This window comes from Brasilonema sp. UFV-L1 (assembly GCF_012912105.1).
Taxonomy (GTDB): domain Bacteria; phylum Cyanobacteriota; class Cyanobacteriia; order Cyanobacteriales; family Nostocaceae; genus Brasilonema.
Genome location: NZ_QMEA01000114.1, coordinates 1 through 21175, shown reverse-complemented (window position 1 = coordinate 21175; position 21175 = coordinate 1). Strand labels below are relative to the sequence as shown.

The 21175-nt window shown below is 41.6% G+C and carries 15 protein-coding genes and 1 pseudogene; 7 read left to right on the top strand and 9 right to left on the bottom strand.

From position 1 onward, the window contains the following. Positions 1–24 precede the first annotated feature (24 nt). From dnaK to rsgA, 4 genes and pseudogenes are all read left to right on the top strand, one after another. Positions 25–1536: pseudogene (gene dnaK, locus DP117_RS25665) on the top strand (molecular chaperone DnaK); the annotation flags it as partial. 761 nt (positions 1537–2297) lie between these two features. After that, the gene (dnaJ, locus tag DP117_RS25660) at positions 2298–3428 is read left to right on the top strand and encodes a molecular chaperone DnaJ (RefSeq protein WP_169221053.1); all 1131 of its coding nucleotides are present in this window, start codon (positions 2298–2300) and stop codon (positions 3426–3428) included. Beyond that, positions 3425–3682 (top strand): sulfurtransferase TusA family protein, encoded by a 258-nt coding sequence (locus tag DP117_RS25655; protein WP_169221052.1) that lies wholly within the window; start codon positions 3425–3427, stop codon positions 3680–3682. The genes dnaJ and DP117_RS25655 overlap by 4 nt, the downstream gene beginning before the upstream one ends. After that, the gene (gene rsgA / locus DP117_RS25650) at positions 3679–4890 is read left to right on the top strand and encodes a small ribosomal subunit biogenesis GTPase RsgA (protein ID WP_169221051.1); all 1212 of its coding nucleotides are present in this window, start codon (positions 3679–3681) and stop codon (positions 4888–4890) included. Before DP117_RS25655 ends, rsgA begins: the two co-directional genes overlap by 4 nt. 42 nt (positions 4891–4932) lie before the next feature. Here the strand turns inward: rsgA and DP117_RS25645 are convergent, their stop codons facing one another. Beyond that, positions 4933–5523, bottom strand: a complete 591-nt coding sequence (locus DP117_RS25645) for a TetR/AcrR family transcriptional regulator (protein ID WP_169221050.1) — start codon at positions 5521–5523, stop codon at positions 4933–4935. Between the two features lie 130 nt (positions 5524–5653). On the opposite strand from DP117_RS25645, the gene DP117_RS25640 reads away from it, so the two are divergent. Both DP117_RS25640 and DP117_RS25635 read left to right on the top strand, forming a co-directional pair. After that, a complete protein-coding gene (locus DP117_RS25640) occupies positions 5654–7027 on the top strand; it encodes a cytochrome P450 (RefSeq protein ID WP_169221049.1) in 1374 nt (457 codons plus the stop codon). Positions 7028–7195: 168 nt separating this feature from the next. Next, complete coding sequence (locus DP117_RS25635) at positions 7196–8785, top strand: glycoside hydrolase family 57 protein (RefSeq protein WP_169221048.1); 1590 nt, start codon at positions 7196–7198, stop codon at positions 8783–8785. A gap of 87 nt (positions 8786–8872) precedes the next feature. On the opposite strand, the gene DP117_RS25630 is transcribed toward DP117_RS25635, so the two are convergent. The 8 genes from DP117_RS25630 to DP117_RS25595 form a co-directional block, all read right to left on the bottom strand. Continuing rightward, positions 8873–11806 carry a tetratricopeptide repeat protein gene (locus DP117_RS25630; RefSeq protein WP_169221047.1) on the bottom strand — a complete coding sequence of 978 codons (2934 nt, stop codon included), beginning with the start codon at positions 11804–11806 and terminating at the stop codon, positions 8873–8875. A 51-nt stretch (positions 11807–11857) separates the two neighbouring features. Further along, positions 11858–12157: a tetratricopeptide repeat protein gene (locus DP117_RS25625; RefSeq protein WP_169221046.1), complete on the bottom strand. Its 300-nt coding sequence runs from the start codon at positions 12155–12157 to the stop codon at positions 11858–11860. 254 nt (positions 12158–12411) lie between these two features. Then, the gene (locus DP117_RS25620) at positions 12412–13416 is read right to left on the bottom strand and encodes a tetratricopeptide repeat protein (RefSeq protein ID WP_169221045.1); all 1005 of its coding nucleotides are present in this window, start codon (positions 13414–13416) and stop codon (positions 12412–12414) included. Positions 13417–14039: 623 nt separating this feature from the next. Continuing rightward, positions 14040–15161 (bottom strand): substrate-binding domain-containing protein, encoded by a 1122-nt coding sequence (locus DP117_RS25615; protein ID WP_169221044.1) that lies wholly within the window; start codon positions 15159–15161, stop codon positions 14040–14042. Between the two features lie 64 nt (positions 15162–15225). Next, positions 15226–15723, bottom strand: a complete 498-nt coding sequence (locus DP117_RS25610) for a hypothetical protein (RefSeq protein WP_169221043.1) — start codon at positions 15721–15723, stop codon at positions 15226–15228. A 128-nt stretch (positions 15724–15851) separates the two neighbouring features. Beyond that, positions 15852–16574 carry a hypothetical protein gene (locus tag DP117_RS25605; protein ID WP_169221042.1) on the bottom strand — a complete coding sequence of 241 codons (723 nt, stop codon included), beginning with the start codon at positions 16572–16574 and terminating at the stop codon, positions 15852–15854. A gap of 2 nt (positions 16575–16576) precedes the next feature. After that, a complete protein-coding gene (locus DP117_RS25600; RefSeq protein WP_169221041.1) occupies positions 16577–18292 on the bottom strand; it encodes a VWA domain-containing protein in 1716 nt (571 codons plus the stop codon). A 277-nt stretch (positions 18293–18569) separates the two neighbouring features. After that, a complete protein-coding gene (locus DP117_RS25595; RefSeq protein WP_169221040.1) occupies positions 18570–20162 on the bottom strand; it encodes a serine/threonine-protein kinase in 1593 nt (530 codons plus the stop codon). A 372-nt stretch (positions 20163–20534) separates the two neighbouring features. On the opposite strand from DP117_RS25595, the gene DP117_RS25590 reads away from it, so the two are divergent. Next, the gene (locus DP117_RS25590; RefSeq protein WP_169221039.1) at positions 20535–21107 is read left to right on the top strand and encodes a hypothetical protein; all 573 of its coding nucleotides are present in this window, start codon (positions 20535–20537) and stop codon (positions 21105–21107) included. Positions 21108–21175: the final 68 nt, after the last annotated feature.

Here is a 21175-nt window from a genome sequence, read left to right as displayed (position 1 = left end):
GTGGGGCTTCTTTTTGTTTGAGCTAAAGACGCTGGTACCATTGCCGGACTAGAAGTTTTGCGGATTATTAATGAACCGACTGCTGCTGCTTTAGCCTTTGGGTTGGACAAACAAGACCAAGAGCAGCTCATTCTCGTATTTGACCTAGGAGGCGGTACCTTCGATGTCTCTATCCTACAACTGGGGGATGGAGTGTTTGAAGTAAAAGCAACTTGTGGTAACAACCACCTAGGTGGAGACGATTTTGATCATTGTATTGTACTGTGGATGATGGCACGCTTCCAGGAAGAAGAGAAAGTTGACCTTTCTTTTGATAAAATGGCTCTGCAACGTTTGCACCAAGCAGCAGAAAAGGCAAAAATTGAACTTTCCAGTCGGATCAGCACTTCAATTAACTTACCTTTTCTCACGGCTGATGAAACAGGACCGAAGCATTTGCAGATGGAACTTAGTCGCGCCAAATTTGAAGAGTTAACAGCACATCTGGTTCAAGCGACTATCGAACCGATGAGTCAAGCACTCAAAGACGCAGAACTCAAACCACGGGACATTGATCGGATAATCTTAGTAGGTGGTTCCACTCGTATTCCTGCTGTTCAAAACGCCCTCATCAAATTTTTTCATGGCAAAACTCTAGATCGCTGTGTCCATCCCGATGAAGCAGTCGCCTTAGGGGCTGCTATCCAAGCTGGGGTACTGGGTGGTGAAGTTGATAATTTGCTTTTGTTAGATGTTACACCTTTATCTTTGGGAATTGAAACATTAGGAGAAGTGTTCACCAAAATTATTGAACGCAACACCACAATTCCAACCAGCCAGTCTCAAATCTTTTCTACAGCAGTTGATGGGCAAACCTCCGTAGAAATTCACGTCCTTCAAGGTGAACGAGCAATGGCACGGGATAACAAGAGTTTGGGCAAATTTTTTCTTCCAGGAATTCCGCCAGTTCCTCGTGGAGTACCGCAAATTGAAGTTTGTTTTGAAATTGATGTTAATGGTATTCTCAAAGTCGCAGCACAAGACAAAGGCACTCTTCGAGAACAAAGTATTATCATTACCAATACAGGTGGTTTGAGCGCCAACGAAGTTGAAAGAATGCGGCAACAAGCTCAAATGTTTGCTGAAGAAGATAAAAGACGTATGCAATTGGTTGAGATAAAAAATCAGGCAGATCATCTACTGTACAGTTACGAATCAACCTTAAAGCATAATGGTGATATGGTGAGTGACCAGCTTAGAGTCTTGGCAAATGAAAAAATCATACAGCTACAAGCAGCAATGACAAATGACGCTATCTCTGTAGCTGAATTCAAACAACACCTAGATGACTTCCTGCAAACCTTGTTTGCCATTGGTTCCCAAATTTATAACCACGTTAATAGCCAAACTGATACAGTAGCCGAAGGTTCAGATCATCTAGATAATCTAATGACTTTAGAATCCACAGGGTCTGTTAGTGGAACATCAACACCATCGTTAGACTTTGATTTTAAAGACGAGAGTACGATGCAGGTTGGTTACGAAGCAATAGACTAGTACCGCAAGGCGGAAGTCAAAAGTCAAAAGTCAAAAGTCAAAAGTATTATGGAATGGGCTTTTTGTGGATTTTAAATGGTGAACCAGCGCTGCAGGAGGGTTTCCCGACAGAGGCGACTGGTGAACCCGATAGCCGTAAGGCGTGGCGTCAGCCATAGGGTTGCTCTATTTACGCGCCCGACGTACTAGTACCGCTCTGTTGGAATTCAAGGAAGGAAGCATGCCCTAAGGGCAAAAAACGTTGTGTGCAAAAATGACAGATTTTAGATTCTCATTCATCTACACTTTTAAGAATTCAATCTCTGAAATTGGCTTGTAAGCAAGCCTTCGAGTGTTGAATCGGTAACACCTAACCTTTCATGAACGGTTTTCCACACTTTTTAGTGCGGTTAGCTCCTCTGTAAAATAGGCGGAGTCTTTGCCATCTACGTAGCACAATTGTAAAAGAGGCAGCCTCAGGCTATTGCTTTTGTCGTTTACCATGAGGAAAGCACCTGCTGCTGTTGTCAGTAGTGAGTAAAAATTTTTCTGGTCTAAACAGTTAGTCTTTGATTTCAAAACTAATTCCAGATTCTTTTGACTCAGTACTCGGCATTCACAACTGTTATGGTGATTTTTGTATAAAGGAAAAGGTAAAATTTTAGTATTAATAAAACTTAACTATTGCCTTCTGCCTTCTTGAACTTCTGTACGGTGGCAGTCGCCGTTCAAAGTTCTGTGTGCATAGCTGCTCTCTACCTTTTAACTTTCACCTTTGCTATATGGCTCGCGACTATTATGAAACTCTAGGTGTCTCTCGTGACGCCGACAAAGAAGAAATCAAACACGCTTACCGCCGTCTAGCCCGGAAGTATCACCCAGACGTGAACAAAGAACCGGGAGCGGAAGAGCGTTTCAAAGAAATTAACCGTGCTTATGAAGTTCTTTCTGAGCCGGAAACCCGCGCACGTTATGACCGCTTTGGTGAAGCTGCTGTGAATGGTGGGGCTGCTGGCTACCAAGATATGGGCGACATGGGTGGCTTTGCTGATATCTTTGAAAGCATTTTCAGCGGTTTTGCTGGCGGCATGGGTGGTTCAACGCAAAGACGACGCAGTGGACCAGTACGAGGCGATGATTTGCGCCTAGACCTAAAGCTAGACTTTCGGGAAGCAGTCTTTGGCGGTGAAAAGGAAATTCGCATTTCTCATTTAGAAACTTGTGAGATTTGTAGCGGATCTGGTGCAAAACCCGGAACTCGCCCTCGCACTTGTTCGACTTGTAGCGGAACAGGTCAAGTACGTCGTGTTACCAGAACGCCCTTTGGTAGCTTCACGCAAGTTTCGACTTGTCCTACCTGTAATGGTACGGGGATGGTAATCGAAGATAAATGTGATGCTTGCGACGGTAAAGGTGCAAAACAAGTTACGAAGAAATTGAAAATATCCATTCCACCAGGAGTGGACAACGGCACACGCTTGCGGATTTCTGGAGAAGGAGATGCTGGTCAACGCAGTGGTCCTCCTGGAGATTTATACGTATATCTGTTTATCAATGAGGACGAAGAATTCCATCGGGATGGTATCAACATCCTCTCAGATCTCAAAATCAGCTACCTTCAAGCAATTTTAGGCTGCCGCTTAGAGGTCAATACAGTAGATGGACCAGAAGAATTGTTGATTCCACCTGGAACTCAGCCAAATACTGTGATGAAGCTGGAAAATCGTGGAGTACCACGCTTGGGTAATCCCGTTAGTCGTGGCGACCACATGATTACAGTGTTAATTGATATTCCAAATAAATTGACGGCTGAAGAGCGTGAACTTCTGGAGAAGCTCGCTAAAATTAAAGGAGATCGCACTGGTAAAGGCGGACTAGAAGGTTTTTTGGGAAACTTTTTTCACCAACGATGAGTCTATCTTCCCTCTCAACTCCTAATGCTCAACTTGATTTGCGCGGCACCCCTTGCCCGATAAATTTTGTGAGGACGAAACTCCGTCTGGAGCAAATGAATCCGGGAGAGTTACTAGAAGTTTGGCTAGATCCAGGAGAGCCGATTGAGCAGGTTCCTGATAGTCTGACAATGGCAGGCTATCAGGTAGAGAAAATCACAGATTGTGAGAGTTATTTTTCTTTGCTAGTTCGCCGCCCTGTTAGTACTTCATGAGAGGGGAAGGCTTAGAAAGCTGTGTTTTAGGCACGGTTCTAGCCGTGCAAGCTAATTTTTACCAAGTACAGTTGGATGTAGGGGACAAATCAATTCAAAATTCAAAATCGCGTAGCGTCGTGAGCCGTAGCCGCGAGGCAAAGCCGTGGGCCGAAGCGAAAGATGTCATTCAAAATTTGGAATCTCCCCCTACTTCCTCCACTCCCCGATCTCCCGATCTCCCGATTGCCCGCCAAAGCGATCGCCTTGTCCTGTTATGCACTCGCAGAACCCGTTTAAAAAAAGTTGGGCAACAGGTGATGGTTGGCGATCGCGTCGTCGTAGAAGAACCTGATTGGGCTGGTGGACGAGGGGCGATCGCCGAAGTTTTACCCCGTAAAAGTGAATTAGATCGTCCAGCAATTGCCAATGTTAACCAAATCTTGCTGGTATTTGCTGTTGCAGATCCACCTTTAGAACCTTTCCAACTTAGTCGCTTTCTGGTAAAGGCTGAGTCAACAGATATAGATGTAGTTTTATGCTTGAATAAGAGCGATTTAATTTCAAAAGAACAGCAAGTAGAAATTAATGAGCAGCTGATAAGTTGGGGCTACCAAGCAATATTTATTAGTGTTAATAAAAGTATTAATATTGACCAAGTCTCCACTAAGCTTAAAGACAAGATTACAGTGATTGCCGGACCTTCTGGGGTTGGCAAGTCCAGCCTTATTAATACACTCATTCCCGATGTTAACTTACGAGTGGGAGAGGTTTCTGGCAAACTAGCACGAGGTCGCCACACGACTCGTCACGTAGAATTATTTGAATTGCCAAGTGGCGGTTTATTGGCAGATACTCCCGGTTTTAACCAACCAGACCTTGATTGCTTTCCAGAAGAATTAGCAAGTTATTTCCCAGAAGCAAGACAAAAGTTAGCAGTTGGTAGCTGTCGTTTTAGTGATTGTCTGCATCGAGACGAACCGGAGTGCATAGTTCGTGGAGATTGGGAACGATATCAGCATTATTTAGACTTTTTAGAGGAAGTTATTAAGCGCCAAACTCAACTTAACCAACAAGCAGATCCTGAATCTACTGTCAAGGTAAAAACTAAAGGCAAGGGAAAAACTCAGTACGAACCGAAGCTAGAAAGTAAGAAATATCGCCGGAGTTCACGCAGGACGCAGTTGCAGGAGTTGCAGCAGTTGTATGAGGAGACGGACGAGTCATAAATCACCTCATTGACACTCTCCCGGCTTTTTGTCTAAGCAAAGTCAGCTTGGTGGTTCTCTCAGAAGAAGATGCAAGGTACGACGAATATATCCTTCCCAAGGTTCAGTTGTAGCTTGAAACACGAGTGCATAAAGCATGATTCCACTTATCAAGTCAAACACTAGATCAGAATCTAAATCTGCCTGAATTTCATTTCTCAATTTTGCGCGTTCAAATACAACAGCGAAGGCTTGTCGTCGAGGTTGTAAGTATTTTGTCCAGTAGACCTGAGCGAACTGAGGATTGCTAGATGCAGTACTGATCATCATAGCAACTGTCTGTCGTCCCAAAGGGGTAAATGTGATTTGTGCAGCACTGTTGATCAACGCATCAATATCACCCCAGAGGCTACCAGTGTCAGGAACAATATACTCTTGTCTACAACTCTCAATCGCGTCTGCAACTAGTTCTTCTTTCGATTTATAGCGCCGGTAAATTGTGGGTTTGCCAACTCCTGCACGGGCTGCTATTGCATCAATACTCATCCGCTCAAATCCAACTTCTGCCAGCAGTTCCAGGGCTGCTTGCAGAATCGCTTGATGGGATTGGGCACTACGGGGTCGTCCTGGTGGACTTTTGACAGGTTTACTCATGCGATCGTCATTTTAAGGCATTCGTATCTAAACAACTTACCAAGCAGTTGTCCAATTGACATTTTATTTTTATTTACGATACAGTATCGTAAATAAAAATATCTTTATCTACTAAACAGCAGAAAACAGCATGACCAGCCTCTGGACTCAGCGATTTGCTTGGCAAACCCCGAAAGGAAAGCTCCCGTTGCCTCCTGGTCACTTCGGTTTGCCCATTGTTGGTGAATCCATCAGCTATTTGCGCGATCCAGCCCGTTTTATCGAGCAGCGACAAAAGCGATATGGAACAATTTTCAAAACTCATCTGTTTGGTCGTCCAACGATTGTTTTCATTGGAGCAGATGCAACCCGTTTTTTGTTCACTAATGAAAGTCAGCGATTCGAGATGACCAATACTCCTAGTTTTAAGGTGTTACTGGGAGCGAATTCAATTGGCGTCAAGACAGGTAGCGCTCACCAAATGCTACGTCGGCAGTTATTCCAAGCCTTTGGACCAAGAGCATTAGCTGAGTATGCCAGGGCAATGGAAAATATAACTCGTCGTTATTTGCATGAATGGGAACGCATGGGGACGTTAACTTGGTATCCCGAACTCAAGAAATATACGCTTGATGTTGCCTGCAAGTTGTTTGTGGGCGTTGAAACTGCCTCGGATGAAAATCTGGAAAAAGTTTATGAGACTTGGAGTGAGGGACTGTTATCTATTCCCATCCGATTTCCTGGGAGCAAGTTTGATCGAGCGGTTCGTGCGCGTGAGCAGCTTCTTGCACGGATTGATGAAATGATTCACCAACGCCAACAACATCGAAACTCTAATCAGGATGTTTTGGAAATTCTATTGCAGGCGCAAGATGAAGCGGGTAATCGTCTGAGTTCAGAGGAAGTGAAGGATAACGTGTTGGGAATGCTCGTTGCTGGACATGAAACCTTAACTTCAGCACTCACATCTTTGTGTTTATTGCTTGCTCAACATCCAGAGGTGCTGCAAGCAGCCCGTGCAGAACAAGAGCAACTAGGGTTGACACAACCGTTAACACACGAGCATCTCAAGCAAATGATTTATTTGGAGCAAGTGCTAAAGGAAGTTCTACGAATAGCACCTCCTGTGGTTCGCAGTGGTTCACGGAAAGTGCTTGAGTCCTGCGAGTTTGGTGGGTATCGCATCCCGCAAGGTTGGGATGTGTTTTACCAGATCCAAGAAACTCATCAAGATGAGAATGTCTATACTCAAGCCAAACAATTTAATCCAGAGCATTTTGCACCTGAGCAAGCTTTTGATAAACAAAAGGTCTACAGCCACATTCCGTTTGGTGGTGGGATTCGAGAATGTTTGGGCAAAGAGTTTGCCAGACTGGAAATGAAGCTGTTTGCTGCGTTGTTGATTCGTGAGTATCAGTGGGAATTACTCCCTGGACAAAATTTAGAGCGGGTTGTGCTACCGTTTTCCCGTCCTCATGATGGCTTAAAAGTAAAATTTTGGCGACGTGAAGCGAGTATGAAATGAGTTGCAAACAGATGTGCATCAATAGATTGGCATTTGCAAACGGTTTGATATTCATAATTTGGAGAGTTGACGGAAGACTGTAACGATCCCCATAAAGTCTTAAAATATTCTTAACATCTGCCAAATCCCAACCTTTCATCTAACAAGTACCATCCCGGAACTATAATTATGGCTATCGGCTACGTTGCGCTTGTCCTCCACGCACATCTGCCCTTCGTTCGTCACCCAGAAAGTGATTATGTGCTGGAAGAAGAATGGCTCTATGAAGCCATTACCGAAACTTACATTCCTCTGCTGCGAGTCTTTGAAGGCTTGAAGCAAGACGGTGTTGATTTTAAAATCACGATGAGCATGACACCACCCCTTGTGTCAATGCTGCGTGATCCTCTTTTGCAAGAACGCTACGATGCTCACCTAGCCAAACTGGAAGAACTGATAGAATCAGAAATTGAGCATAATGTCCACAACGGTCATATTCGTTATTTAGCCGAACATTACGCCAGTGAATTTAACGCGACGCGAGAAGTTTGGGAACGCAATAAGGGAGACTTAGTAACTGCTTTTAAGCAGTTCCAAGACACTAACAATTTAGAAATTATTACCTGCGGTGCAACCCACGGCTACCTACCACTGATGAAAATGTACCCGCAAGCTGTGTGGGCACAAATTCAGGTCGCTTGCGAACACTACGAGGAAAACTTTGGTCGTCCACCCAAAGGTATTTGGTTGCCAGAATGCGCTTATTATGAAGGTGTAGACCGGATGTTAGCCGATGCAGGATTGCGCTACTTCCTAACAGATGGACATGGTATTCTTTATGCCCGTCCCCGTCCACGATTTGGCACCTATGCCCCAATTTTTACAGAAAGTGGTGTTGCTGCCTTCGGTCGAGACCATGAATCTTCTCAGCAAGTTTGGTCCTCTGAAGTCGGTTATCCCGGTTCGCCAGAATACCGGGAGTTTTACAAAGACTTGGGCTGGGAAGCAGAGTATGAGTACATCAAGCCCTACATTATGCCGAATGGTCAGCGTAAAAATACGGGTATTAAGTATCATAAAATAACAGGTCGTGGCTTAGGACTGGCAGATAAAGCACTCTACGACCCTTACTGGGCAAGAGAAAAAGCTGCAGAACACGCTGCCAATTTCATGTATAATCGTGAGCAGCAAGTTGGACATCTTCATGGTATAATGCAGCGTCCGCCAATCATTGTTTCTCCTTATGATGCAGAGTTATATGGACATTGGTGGTATGAAGGTCCTTGGTTCATTGATTACCTGTTCCGTAAGTCGTGGTATGACCAAAAGACCTATGAAATGACTCACTTGGCAGATTATTTGCGGGCAAATCCAAGTCAGCAAGTCTGTCGTCCTTCTCAATCGAGTTGGGGTTATAAAGGATTTCATGAGTATTGGTTGAACGAAACAAATACGTGGATTTATCCACATTTGCACAAAGCTGCAGAGCGGATGATTGAAATATCAACGCGAGAAGCAGAGGATGAGTTAGAATGGAAAGCGTTGAACCAAGCGGCGAGGGAATTGCTATTGGCGCAGTCTTCTGACTGGGCGTTTATCATGCGGACGGGAACAATGGTACCTTATGCTGTCAGAAGGACGCGATCGCACCTCATGCGCTTTAACAAGCTTTACGAAGACATTAAAATTGGCAAAATAGACAGTGGTTGGCTAGAAAAGGTTGAATTGATGGACAACATTTTCCCGAATATCAACTATCGAGTGTATCGTCCATTGTAGTAGCAAAACGGAAATAACAGGCGCGGTAGGTGAGGATGTCCTCACCTGCTGTTCAAAGAGTAGGGTGGGCAATGCCAAACCCTGTTCTTACAAGCCATTGCCAATTAAAATGAATGGTGCCCAATAATAGGGGTGACTAAGATTATTAGCGACTTTTAGCGGCAGGCGATCGCGTGTAGATTCTAAAATTGCTTTGTTTTGCTGTTGAACAACCCCTGAGTAGTTGCCCGTAATCATTGCCACTTGCGCTTGACGTAAAGCCTCAGCTTTTGTCATATCACCTTGATGCAGCATTGCGTAGAAAGCATTCATTAAGGTTTGTGTACCGCCATCATTTACAGACCATAAGGATGCAATGACAGCTTTTGCTCCCGCATCCTGCATCTGGTAACCAAAACCCAAAATTTCTTCTCCATTACCCAGAATACCACCGACTGCGGTTTCGCATGCACTTAACACTACCAAGTCTACATTAGATAGTGGGAGTGTTGAAATATCCGGCAGAGTCATCTGACTTCCATCACCAAGCAAAATAAATGAGTCTTCCGCCTGTCGTGGGACAAACATGGCATGAGTTGCCATATGTACAATTGTGTAGTCATTTAAATAAGAAACTGCTTGGTAGTTAAATTCAGCATCTATAAGTTTCTTCGTTTCTGGCATCATAGCAGCCAAATTTTCGACTTCCAGCCCTGCGTATCGTAAACTAGGGAACGGAAATCTGTAAGAACCTCGCGTCACAACGTTATGGTAACGTGTTGTTGCCCCAGCCAGAACTTGAACTTTAACCAAGGGTTTAGTGTTGAGTTCTACCAAACTCACAGCAGTAATATAGTTAGTGCTTAAGCGCTGGGTTATCCACTGTTTACCATCATACAATGCTGCAAGAGGAATGTAACGCAACTGTCCATCAGGAGCATAGATGATAGTTTTGGCGTCTGCTGTAGTAAGGTCTTTTTCTATTGGCTTAATTAACCATTCATACAGCTTTTTTGCTGGAACTTTAGCATCAGAACTAGGATTTTTTAGGGCTTCAAGAAACTCTCTAATCGCCTGAATAACCACTTCCCGTTTAACAGCTACCTGGCGACGAATTGGAGGTGTATAAGGAGTTATCATCACTAGTTCTAGACGGTTGTCTAGAATTAAGGGATACAGCAAAACAGCGTTTTGGTTCAACCGCTTTAAGTTATCTTGCAAGTTGTTCAAAAGCTGAGGTGACACAGCCTCTTTTGGTGCATTACGCCGCAGTTGTTCTACTTCTGGACCATTTATAAATTCCTTAAATCTTCGGGCAATTTGCTGTTGAATAAGCCTCAAATCGGCAATCCGCTTTTCTTGATCTGGTTTGCGGTTGAGTGTGGGAATTGTTTCTAATTGAGCAAGTTCTTTACCCAGTTGAATTTCTTGGTTGAGAATGGTCTGGTTGTAGTTGTCGATTTTTTGTTCTTGAGCATTTAAGCCAATACCTTGATTCGTCTTTTCATTACCTCGGACATTGTGCAAATAATTATCCAGTTCTTGAACTTTTAACAAATCAAGGACTTGTTGTGCTTCCAGTACTTGATTTTGTTGCAGCAATAAATCAGCAAGATGACGATAGGTATCGGCAATGGTTGTTGTGTAAGATTGCTGTTGTTTGAGTGGTAGGACTTGCAGTTCCTGACGAATTGCTTCAGTCACGTTGACTGATTGCTTGTAAAAAATAATTGCTAATTGTGACTTGTTTTGTTGTGCTAGTAAATCACCAATATGACTAAGAATAATTCTTTCATGAGAACGCAAGCCAATATCTTTGGTAATTGCCAATGCTTGGTGGTACAATTCCATCGCTTGGGAATACTGCCCCAGACTTTTATAAACTGTTCCAATGCTATCGAGTGTCCGCCCAACACTTGCCCGGTCACCAACTTCTTTTGAAATGGTCAAAGATTGTTTTAAAAAATCTATTGCTTGAGAATACTGTCCTAATCGATGGTAAAGTAAACCTATGTTATTGAGGCTTTTCCCAAGACCTGCTTTGCCTCCAATTTGTCTAAAAACTTTTAAGGCTTGTTGGTAGTATTTCAAGGCTTGAAAATCTTCTTTGAGAAGATGGTAAGCAAACCCCAGATTATGAAGAGTTTCTGCTTCCCCTGTTTTGTCACCTATTTTCACCCGAATCGACAAAGCTTGCTGATAGTATTTCAGTGCTTGAAAATCTTCACCTAATTCGCTGTAAACTAGTCCAATATTATTAAGGATATTCCCCTTGTCTTTGAGGTTGTTAGTAGTTTGGACAATTGCCAAAGCTTGCTGATAAAACTTTAGTGCCTGGGGATACTGCCCCATTTTAGAATATACAACCCCAATGCTGTTCAAAGTCTGCTCAACGATGACTTGATCGCCAATCTTTTGAAGAATGGCAAGGCTTTGCTGGTAGTATTTCAGAGCCTGAGGGTATTTACCAGTAGAATCATAAATACCCCCAATATTTTTGAGAGCGATGCTCCGGAGGAGCCGCTTCGCGATCGCAATCCTTTTAGAGTCACCATTATTTTCAGTAAGCACCAAGGCTTGTTGATAGAAAGAAAGTGCTTTTGAAGACTCACCCAGCTTGTCATAAACTGCTCCAAGTCCATTGAATACATCACCAATAGCCTTCTTATCTCCAACTTCTCGGAGAATCACCAATGCTTGATTGAAAGATAAGAGTGCTTGTTTGTACTGATCAATGTAGTAGTAAATATTTCCAGTAATAGAGAGAGTTTCGCCAAGATTAGGGCGATCGCCTATTTCCCGATAAATTGCTGAAGCTTTTTGGAAAGTTTTCAGGGCTTGTTGAAACTGACTTTTGTCATACTGATCAACCCCTTCATTAAACAGTCGATTGGCTTCAGCTTTTCGGTTTTGAGGCTTTTGTGCTTGGATAGAGATTTCAAGTGCTTGCGATTCTACTGGTAGACTGTACAGTGGAGACATCAGTGAAAGCAGAAGAATTGCTTTGATAAAGCGCAAGCTTTTAAAAGCAGAAGAGTGCATGAGTGAAGTTTCAACATCAGCAGATTCAAGAATAGCTTGCTATTGAACTTGTTATTTTTTCTTACGTCTAGGATTTCTCACAATTGGAGGGTTACTTTCTTGACCACTGATGTCAAGCGTACGTAATAACGTCTTTTCACTTTGTTCAAAACGAGAGTAAACCAACGCAATATTGTTAAGGACAAACTCAACGTTTGCCTTTTCGCCAATTTCTTGAAATATTGCCAGAACTCTTTGGTAAGTTTCCAAGGCTTGTTGAAACTCACCTCTTTCATACTGTTCAACACCCTCGTTTAACAGTTGGACTGCTTCATCTTTTAGGCTAGATTGTTTAGTTTGAAAAGAATTCATGGGACAAACTCCTGTCTTGGTAAATTGATTAAAGCTTGTTGCAAAGTAGAAGTGCAAAAACAGATGGATCTGATTTGAACCTTTGTACACTTATCGGAGCTAATTTATATTTTTACGCAGCCGAATAAAAAAATTACATTTCTTTGTCTTATCCAGTTACCAGTTACCAGTTATCAGTACTTGTTATTCATAACCTTGATAACTGTGTACTGCTTGAACACTCGTCAGATTCCAATCTTCTTTGAGGAAAGACTTCAGTTTGGCGAATCTCGAAAAGACACAGATTTCAACTCTTGTATTTGTGTATCTAGTTCCCTGACTCTTTGCTTATTACCTAAAGTTTTGTAGTTGTCTCGTGCTTGGGTTAACCAATCAATGGCTTCTCGTTCCTCGTCAATCTCTAGATACAAATCACCCAATGCTGTTGAAATTTCAGCCTGTTCTGCAACATCGCCAGCCGTTTTTGCTAATTTCACAGCTTCTTCGTAACGCCTCTGAGCCAGCAAAGTTAATCCTACTTGTGAGTAGAGTTCGCCAAGTTGGCGATAGACAAAAGCTTCTTTGATTTCACTAGCAATCAATCCTTCGAGCGTCTCAATCGCCTCAGATTTCAAACCGGAGCCACTGTAAATATAAGCATTTTCTAATGCTTTAACTTTGTCCGTTACTCGTTGATTATTCGGTTGAACTATTGCTGTTTTTACAATTTTTGCCCCAGTTGCTGGTAACAGCCTGAATCCCCGTGCGGATTGTTCCTCTTCTTGGGAAGATCTTTCGTTGTCAGCTTTGACAATCAGCAAGTATTCAACACCGAGTTCAAGTGGTGGTTTGCCAGGATACACTACCTCATTGGTGTTGACCTTGTTTTCCCAAAGAATTTTGTCACCTTTTAACAAACTAACTGTGTAGCTTTTAACACTAATCACAGCATTCCAACGCAGTTTTGGTTGATGAGTGAGTATAAAGGTGCGACGGGGACTAATAATATAGGGAATCATTGGATTCAGGGGACTTCGAGCAGGACCACTAACGGGAGGTTTGCATTCTTCGGCAAGTAGTATTTTACTCTTATCTGTGCGTAGGGGCACATGACTACCTTGTCTGTACTGAGTTCTGAGGAACCAACCGCCTGTTGTTGTGTCCGTCGAATAAACTGGGGTTGCTAAGAAGATATTTGGTAGTGTTACCAGTATGAAAACCAAGAAGAAAACAGCAAAAAACCAAAGATGTATTTTTACCTTTAACGTAGTAAACTTCATTGTGGATGCACCTGTCAATTATCAGTTATCAGTTATCAGTTATCGATTTGATAATTGTTCATTGTTCATTGTTCATTGATAATTGTTCATTGCTCATTGTTCATTGTTTATTGATGTTGACTGACTTTGTACTGACCAGGACTTAGGCGTTAACGTAAACTTCCCCGGTCTGGATTGCTTACCCCGGCAGACTTTACAAAAATCTGATTATGTGAATCAGACTAATTTGTTGCCTTCCTTCTTTAATTAAATGCAAGCAAAATCAACTTATGCACTTTTAAGATAAAAATGGGAAATTCTTGCGAACAAGGCAGCACTCTTTACGCCGGTACATAAATCAAAATACTTATATATTGCACCAAGGTCAAACCTGGGGTTTCTTGAGAATGACAACACTTTAAAACCTTAATTTTCCGTTTATAAACCCGGTTTTTTAGGTCTTGGAGAATGGTGCAAGATGTGAGAATAGAGAAAAAAACCCGGTTTCTTTCTTTGCAAAGCTTGAGTTCTCATTAACTCAACTTAAAGAAACCGGGTTTTTGGGACGACTGTACCGACGCTCAAATCGTTCAGTACACAATAGTTGATTTGTAAAGTGCGTAAGTCCTACCGATGTCCGCGATTTAATTCGCTCTTTCCCATAAGCGCTGAATTTCTGTAATCATTTGGGTATTAGGGGGTGGTAGAGTCTGTATAGATGGTTGAATTTCAGTACCTGGGATATTTTGACTCCAAGGACTATTAGGCACAGATTTTAAATCAACAGAATTATTTACTGAACGAAAACCATGCTGTATGAATACCACTTGCTGTTCTGGTAGTGTGAGAAAATCGAGAAACTTTCTTGCAGCTTTGGCTGTTGTTGCATCTATATCTTGACGAACAATTGCCGCAGTTGAAACTGTCTCAATGGTTGGGTTGAGATAGTAGATTTGGTAAGGCTTTCCTTGATTTGTACCTGCTTGCTGCCAACGAGAAAGCGCTATGCTTTCATATACTGTAGCAACATCAGCATCATTAGCACCTCTAGCAATAAATTCTTGCAACAAAATATCTGTAGAACGAGGTGGTTGATAAACTGATTTTTTAATCAAACCAAACAGCGATCGCACAGACAAATTGTTTAAGCTAGCACTGTTAAGATTTCCACCTAATTTGGATTGTGCCCATAAATTTAATGTTAGCTGACCGCTATTAGAACGAGTTGGATCAGTGGTGACAAAATCAAAACTTCCCCAATTACTTGAACCGCCGATTTTTTTCCAGTCTCCTGCTTCCATAGCCTGTTCTAAGCGTTGCCAACGGAAGCGTCCATCAGGGAAAAGTACTTTGCCACGTTCTTGCCAAGCAATTCCAACTAACATTGTTTTTGCTATAGGTCGAGGAGAATCATAAAAAGGTTCGCTGTTATTTGTCGCTTTGTATCTCTCGCTCAATTCTGTGAGAATTACTCCATTAGCTGGAATTAAAACTGTTGGTTTAAAGTCATTATTATGGTCAATGTATTTATTGACCATCTCCTGAGAACCTTGAAATTTTAGTGACAATTTTATATTTGGATTCTCCTGCTCAAATTTAGCCTCTAGTTGTTGTAGAGGTGCTTGTAGTTCCGTACCACTGACAACGATCACTGTTTGCTCTAATCCTGGTAGTGGTGCATAGGTTAAACATAGTGATGCGAAGATAATTACGATTGAAATGAAAACACGATTTTGTCGTTGAGAGTTTGATTTTTTCTTAGTCATAACTTTGGCTCAATAAAATTAATACAAAGATGCTTTTCACTTAATGAAAGCTCAATAAAATTTATCAGAATCTTCTTATTTTCCAATACTCCAACAAGTATATTCCTAAAAATAAACATGAAAATAATAATACTAGGAATAAGAAAAAGCCAATTATCATATAACCAAAGCCTACGGGTATTAGTTCCATTTCTCCCCAAAAACTTTTGCTTGCTAGTATATGCAAAGATTTCTCTCCACTCCCTTTAAGAAATTGATTAAGTGTTTGATGAACATTTAATGCAAAGTCATCATCTCTTCGATAGTCATAAAATTCTTTTTTGCCATGACTAGTAGTGAGATATATTTTGTAACCCGTATCTCTACTATCTCCAGTTTGAATATCATATTTCTCAATGACAGCACCTGTTAATCTGAATGAAATAGCTGGTTCAGACCACAGATGATAAAAGTGAAAACGCTGTTGCTGACAATTAACATAATTAACCTCCAAGCGAGTACAGTTTAAATCAACTGACTTACCCAAAAGAAATGGTAGTGTGGGCAAAGCTATGATGGACATAATTATCCACATAACTATGAACATAACTATCCACATAAGTATCGAATGAGTTGTTTCAACTAACCATTCAAAAAAATCACGCATATTTACCTCAAAAAATCATGGTAAAAAACGAAAAACAAGCCTAATTACCTACAAACCAGCAAATCAATATTTGCTTCGAGGTTACTGAATTCATCAACCAGTGCTTGTAACTCGCTAATTTGTGCGGAGTCGCTTAAATCAGATGTACGCAATTTAGTTTGCGATCGCTGTAAAATACCACTAGCATCTTGAATCAAGGTAGAAATATTAACAATTTGTGCTAAACGAGTATCCTGACCTTCTTTGGCTAGTTGAATGTTGCGGCTGAGGCTATTTGCTAGTTGACTGAGATGTTGCTTTGCTACGCCTGAACTAGACTTAAGTCTTTGCTGAACTTCTGCTAGCTGTTGTTGCAATTGTTGAACCGAAAGTAGTGAATGACTATCTTGCAAACGCCGTGCCAGATTATCAATTTTTTTCGGAAGTTCAACAGCACGATCGCAATTAATTTGTAACGCTGCTAAAAGCTCCAAATGGAAAGTATCAGTTAACATTTTTGTCGCTTCTAAATGTAAGCCTTTGGCTTTTTTGGCTAAGCTATTAGCTGAAACACTAAGTCTTTGTAGTTCTTGTTCTAATTCTGGATTTTCTAAGTGAAAGTATTCTGGTTTGCGGACTTTCAAATAATTCGCACTAACAAGAGTAATTCCAACTGCCACAGGTAGCACAATTGCACTTGGTAACTGGACAAAACGCACACCAAGAAAAAGAGTTATTGCCCCAGCTAAAACAGCTACCGGATAATACAATGGATTAACAATTTTCATATTTAAAACTCTACCTGTAAATCTGCTATCAACCGAGAAATTGTTTCTGGGTCACCTTTGGAATAGTAACCCCCATTCAACTCAGCAATTTTCTTGAGAGCATCAGCATTAAATTCACCTTCGTTTCCGTAACCAACTGTGAAAACCCCAATTCGTTGGTCGCTATTAAAACCACTTTTTTGCAGTTCTTGTGACAGTTGCTCAAGGGATATTTGCGAATTTGTATCTTCACCGTCGGTTAATATCAAAACTGCATTAATAGCATCTGGACGAAGATTTTGCTGCAACCAGTTGCGGGCGTTGAGGGCTGCATCATATAATTTTGTGTCACCATCAGCTGTGAGTTCGCTGAGAAATTGCAAACCGCGCTCTTTTCCTTGTGGTGTTCCATCTACCAATACAGGCGGACGAATTTGAGAGTCAAAATCAATCAAAGCGATTTGCTCTTTAGGTCCCAAATTGTTGATGTAGTTTTTGAGAGTATTCTGTGCAGCTGATAACTTTTCACCTTCCATTGACCCAGAAGAATCTACTACCATTACTACGAGTGATGCTTTTTTAGCGACTTCTTGCCAAGATTTCAGCATCGCCTCCACAACTTCCGGTTGGGGAGGGCGCAAGGAATCGTACTTGGCTTGGGGATTGACTCCAAATTCTTGGGAAAACTTTGTTCCCAAGGAGACTCCTGGTGTACCTGGTCGTAAACCTAAATCTGTGGCAATTTTTTGAATTTCAGGCGATCGCAAATAAGCAATGAACTTTTGGGCCGCCGCCTTTTCATCTGCACTCACCCAAGGTGCATTCGGCAAAATCGCCCGCATATTTGAGGTAAATGTGGCTTTGGGATAAACTGCTTCATAGCGCTGTTGACCTGGTTGTAAATGGGAATTTGCTGCAATCACGCTCTCTTCATACACAGAAGCCACGCTCGCCCAATATGGACCGTTCTTAACCATTGCTTTAGCTAAAGAATTGGTAGAAATACCGTAACGGGTAATCTTGCTTTGAATTTGTTGAATCTGTGGTTGAAACTGTTGGACATCAGTCGTTGTCAGTTGTTCTGGACGCTTAGACGATACACTGGCATATTGAGCTACGAGAGTTTGTAATCCAGAATTAGAACGAGTCGGTGCATTATGGACATAGTGAACTGGTTGCACTGGTGCAGCTGGGTCAATATCACGGTGAGTCTTAGCTGTTACTAAAGCCTTGTATAAGTCAGGGGTTTTTCTCAGTCCATCTGCAATATCAGCTTGCGCCATGAACACCATTGGCGAGTCAGCCAACAGTGGTGAATCAATGATTTCGGGAATATATTTTTGTCCTGGGAAAAGCTGATTCATGCGGTAAATCAGTTGACTCTGATAAATTTCCCCATCCACAGAAACGATGGTAGGGAACTCTTCTGCATCAGCTTGCACAGTACCATTCTTGAATTGATTTCCTAAAGAAACGAGTTTGGTAACAACATCACCGCTACCCTGCGCTTCGCATTTGATCTGAAATGGTGTACCATTATCTAGCTTTGGTTGTGTAGAATTAAACTTTTGTGCGGCTTGGTTGCAAAAATCTCCCAAGGCGCTACCCACCAAAACTTTAACTTTCAAGCCCGTGAAGTTATCATCCTTATCATTGCCAGTGCGATGGCAAGCCGTTATTAACAAGATACTGAAGGCTGCGACAAGACCAGCAATTAACCAACGACCTTTGAGAGGCATAGATTTCTCCAATCAAAATTAAATACGAAATCAGTGCTCACATCAGCTGCACACAAATATATTTCTGGCTGTTCGCAGAGAATTTATTTTACTGGCAATATTTCTTAACATTTAGAATTAGTACTCGACCACACAAATTTTGACAGGTTATCAAAAACCCGGTTTCTAGCCCTATGTCTTCAAATCCTGGATGAACTATTTGAACGTAGTGCAAAGACTCAGTATGCAATTTTTGTAGAAATTTGTTAGCGTTTGTCACTGCATTGCGAGCAGATGCTCACTTGAGATTTAGTGGTGCGAGACTAATGAACACCCGTTCATCAGGGCTTTGTGGGTTAGCATATTTCATGCAGTTTTTCCAATCTGGAACAGAGGCTTGCTGATTTCCTTGGCGTTGTAGAACCTGGGCTTTGAGACAAAAAGCAGAAGCTTTATTATTAAATAAGTTAATTGCTTGCTGAAGATTGGTTTGAGCTTCTTGGTAGCGCCCTAGTTCCATTTGCGCCCAACCAAGATTTTTTAGTATTGTATATTTGGTTTCCTTATCGTCATCCTCAACAAGTGACAAACTCTTTTGCAACAGCGACACTGCCTGAGTGTATTTTTTGTCTAAGATATCTAATCGTGCCAGATTGTTGTAAGCTTTGCCAAAATCCTTCTGTACAGCTATTTCATAAGCAGCGCGAGCTTGGTCAATTTTTTTTTGGTCTTCATAAACCAAACCTAAATTATATTGGTATTGCGGCATCTTTGAGTCGAAAATCCAAGCTAATCGGTAGTAAAACTCGGCACTATATAAGCGTCCTTTTTCGTAATTTTCCCATCCTGTATAATTGAGATTATTAGCGATCGCAGGTGACGATTTCCATAAAAAAGGAGTGCTTAGTAACAAAACTAAAGCAGCAAGAACGAACTTAAATATTCGGCTGTGGGGTAAGCGTTCTCTTGGAGTTCTGCGTCTTGAAGTTAGGGAACTGATGTTTGAAATTCTCTGGAGAAATTCTCGCAATCCAGTAGGAGAATTTTTGGGAATTTGTGCCAGATACTGTAATATTTCTTGAGAATTTTGAGGTCGCTGTCCAGGGAAAGGAGCCATCAGGCGATCAATTAAGTTTACCAGATGTAATGAAACGAGAGTTGCTTGCTCACGCCAAACTAATTCACCTGTTTCAGGATTTTTGGGGAAGTCCAAAGGTGATTTTCCTGTTAGCAAATAGACAAAACTACGTCCGAGAGCAAAAAAATCGGACTGTGGTACTGCATGACCCTCAGCTTGTTCTGAAGGCGTGTAACCTGCGGATATAATTACAGTACCAGTTTCATCGCCTTGTTGTTTTTGTAAGTAGCTTGTTGTCACTTCCCGGACAGCACCAAAATCAATAAGTACGAGCTGTCCATCTGGTTTGAGCATGATGTTAGATGGTTTGATATCGCGATGAAAATACTGTCGCTGATGCAGTAGCTGCAGAATTTCTGCTAACTGGGTTAACCAGGAAATTGCAAGTTCTGTTGTGATCGGTTGAAAACTTCTTGCTTGTAACCAATCTTGCAAGTTGGAACCCAGTATTTTTTCCATCACTAGGCAGTGCAACTGATGATAACTGTTTTGGACAGAGCAAGTAAAATACCCGTCTGGATCAACGCGTGGGATTCCAGGATGTACTAGCCGACTTAAGACTTCTGCTTCTCTGCGAAATAAGGCGATCGCCTTATTTTGAATAACTGAGTTGTGGAAACGCTCCTTACTCAAAACCTTCAATACTTTAGTTATCCCACCATCATCCACTTCAAAAATCTTACCAAAACCACCTCCACCAATCGGACGGATAACTCGGTAGCGACCATTAAGTAATACTCCTGAACTAATCATGGCGGCTGCGATTCTCTTTCAGTTTCCGCTGTAGCAATCCCCGTTTCATGAGTTAATCATAACATTTGCAAAATTCCTTCTCTTTGTCTCAACTTTTTATTGTTGTTGATATTGCAGTTTGTAGTTCTTAAGAAAACCATCAGTGTTTCTTGCTTACTTAATGGGCGATCGCGCCATGACAAGCTTGATATTAAAACTCAGTAACAACTCAGAACAACTCAGCAATTCTCAGGCTTGAACTCAGTCAACAGCGAAGTTTGATGAATATATGGAGCTTGAAGAAATAAGAAGTGTCTTCAATGCTTCTGAGGAAAGTTTTCAATTATTCCTTCTAATCACTCAGTTCTAGTTTACACACACATAGGAAAAATCATGCTTGTTTCAACATTTGAACTTCTCGTCAAGCCACAATTGCCTGCTACTATAACTTCACCTCCTCTGATTAGCAGCCTTCGTCGTACAGTCATTCAAGGGTATTTCTTAAATATTGCCAATGTGACAAATACTCCTGTAATATTGTCTCTTGCATTTACAGCCGTCACACCGAGTGTAGACATTAATCAAACTTTCACCTTCCTTGATGTTGGAGGTATAAATGTAGAAGGTGATTTGACTCCAGATCCTGCAGTTCCAGGTGGAATAAGGGCAAGATTCAATAATTTAACTATTCCTGCGAATGACACCATACAATTCATCTTACAACCAGACATTGTGAGGAATAATGGAGAACTGCTGAATACACAAAATTTTGAGTTGCGTGGGTATGTAGAAATTTTTCTTGCTGTCAACTCTCCTACCAGAATCGCTAGCCTTTTGGTGACTCCTGAACAGCGAGCAACATTCTTTAAGGCTTTAAATGCTGGAGGCGATCCTCAACTAGATCAAATTATTTACAATCTTCCTACACCTAATGGTGGTTCTCTTTTCACCATTACAAGAGAATGATCTAGGAGAACAAAATTCCACTGCGGCAGAAACTATAGTTTTTAGCTCAAACAAAAAGAAGCCCCACA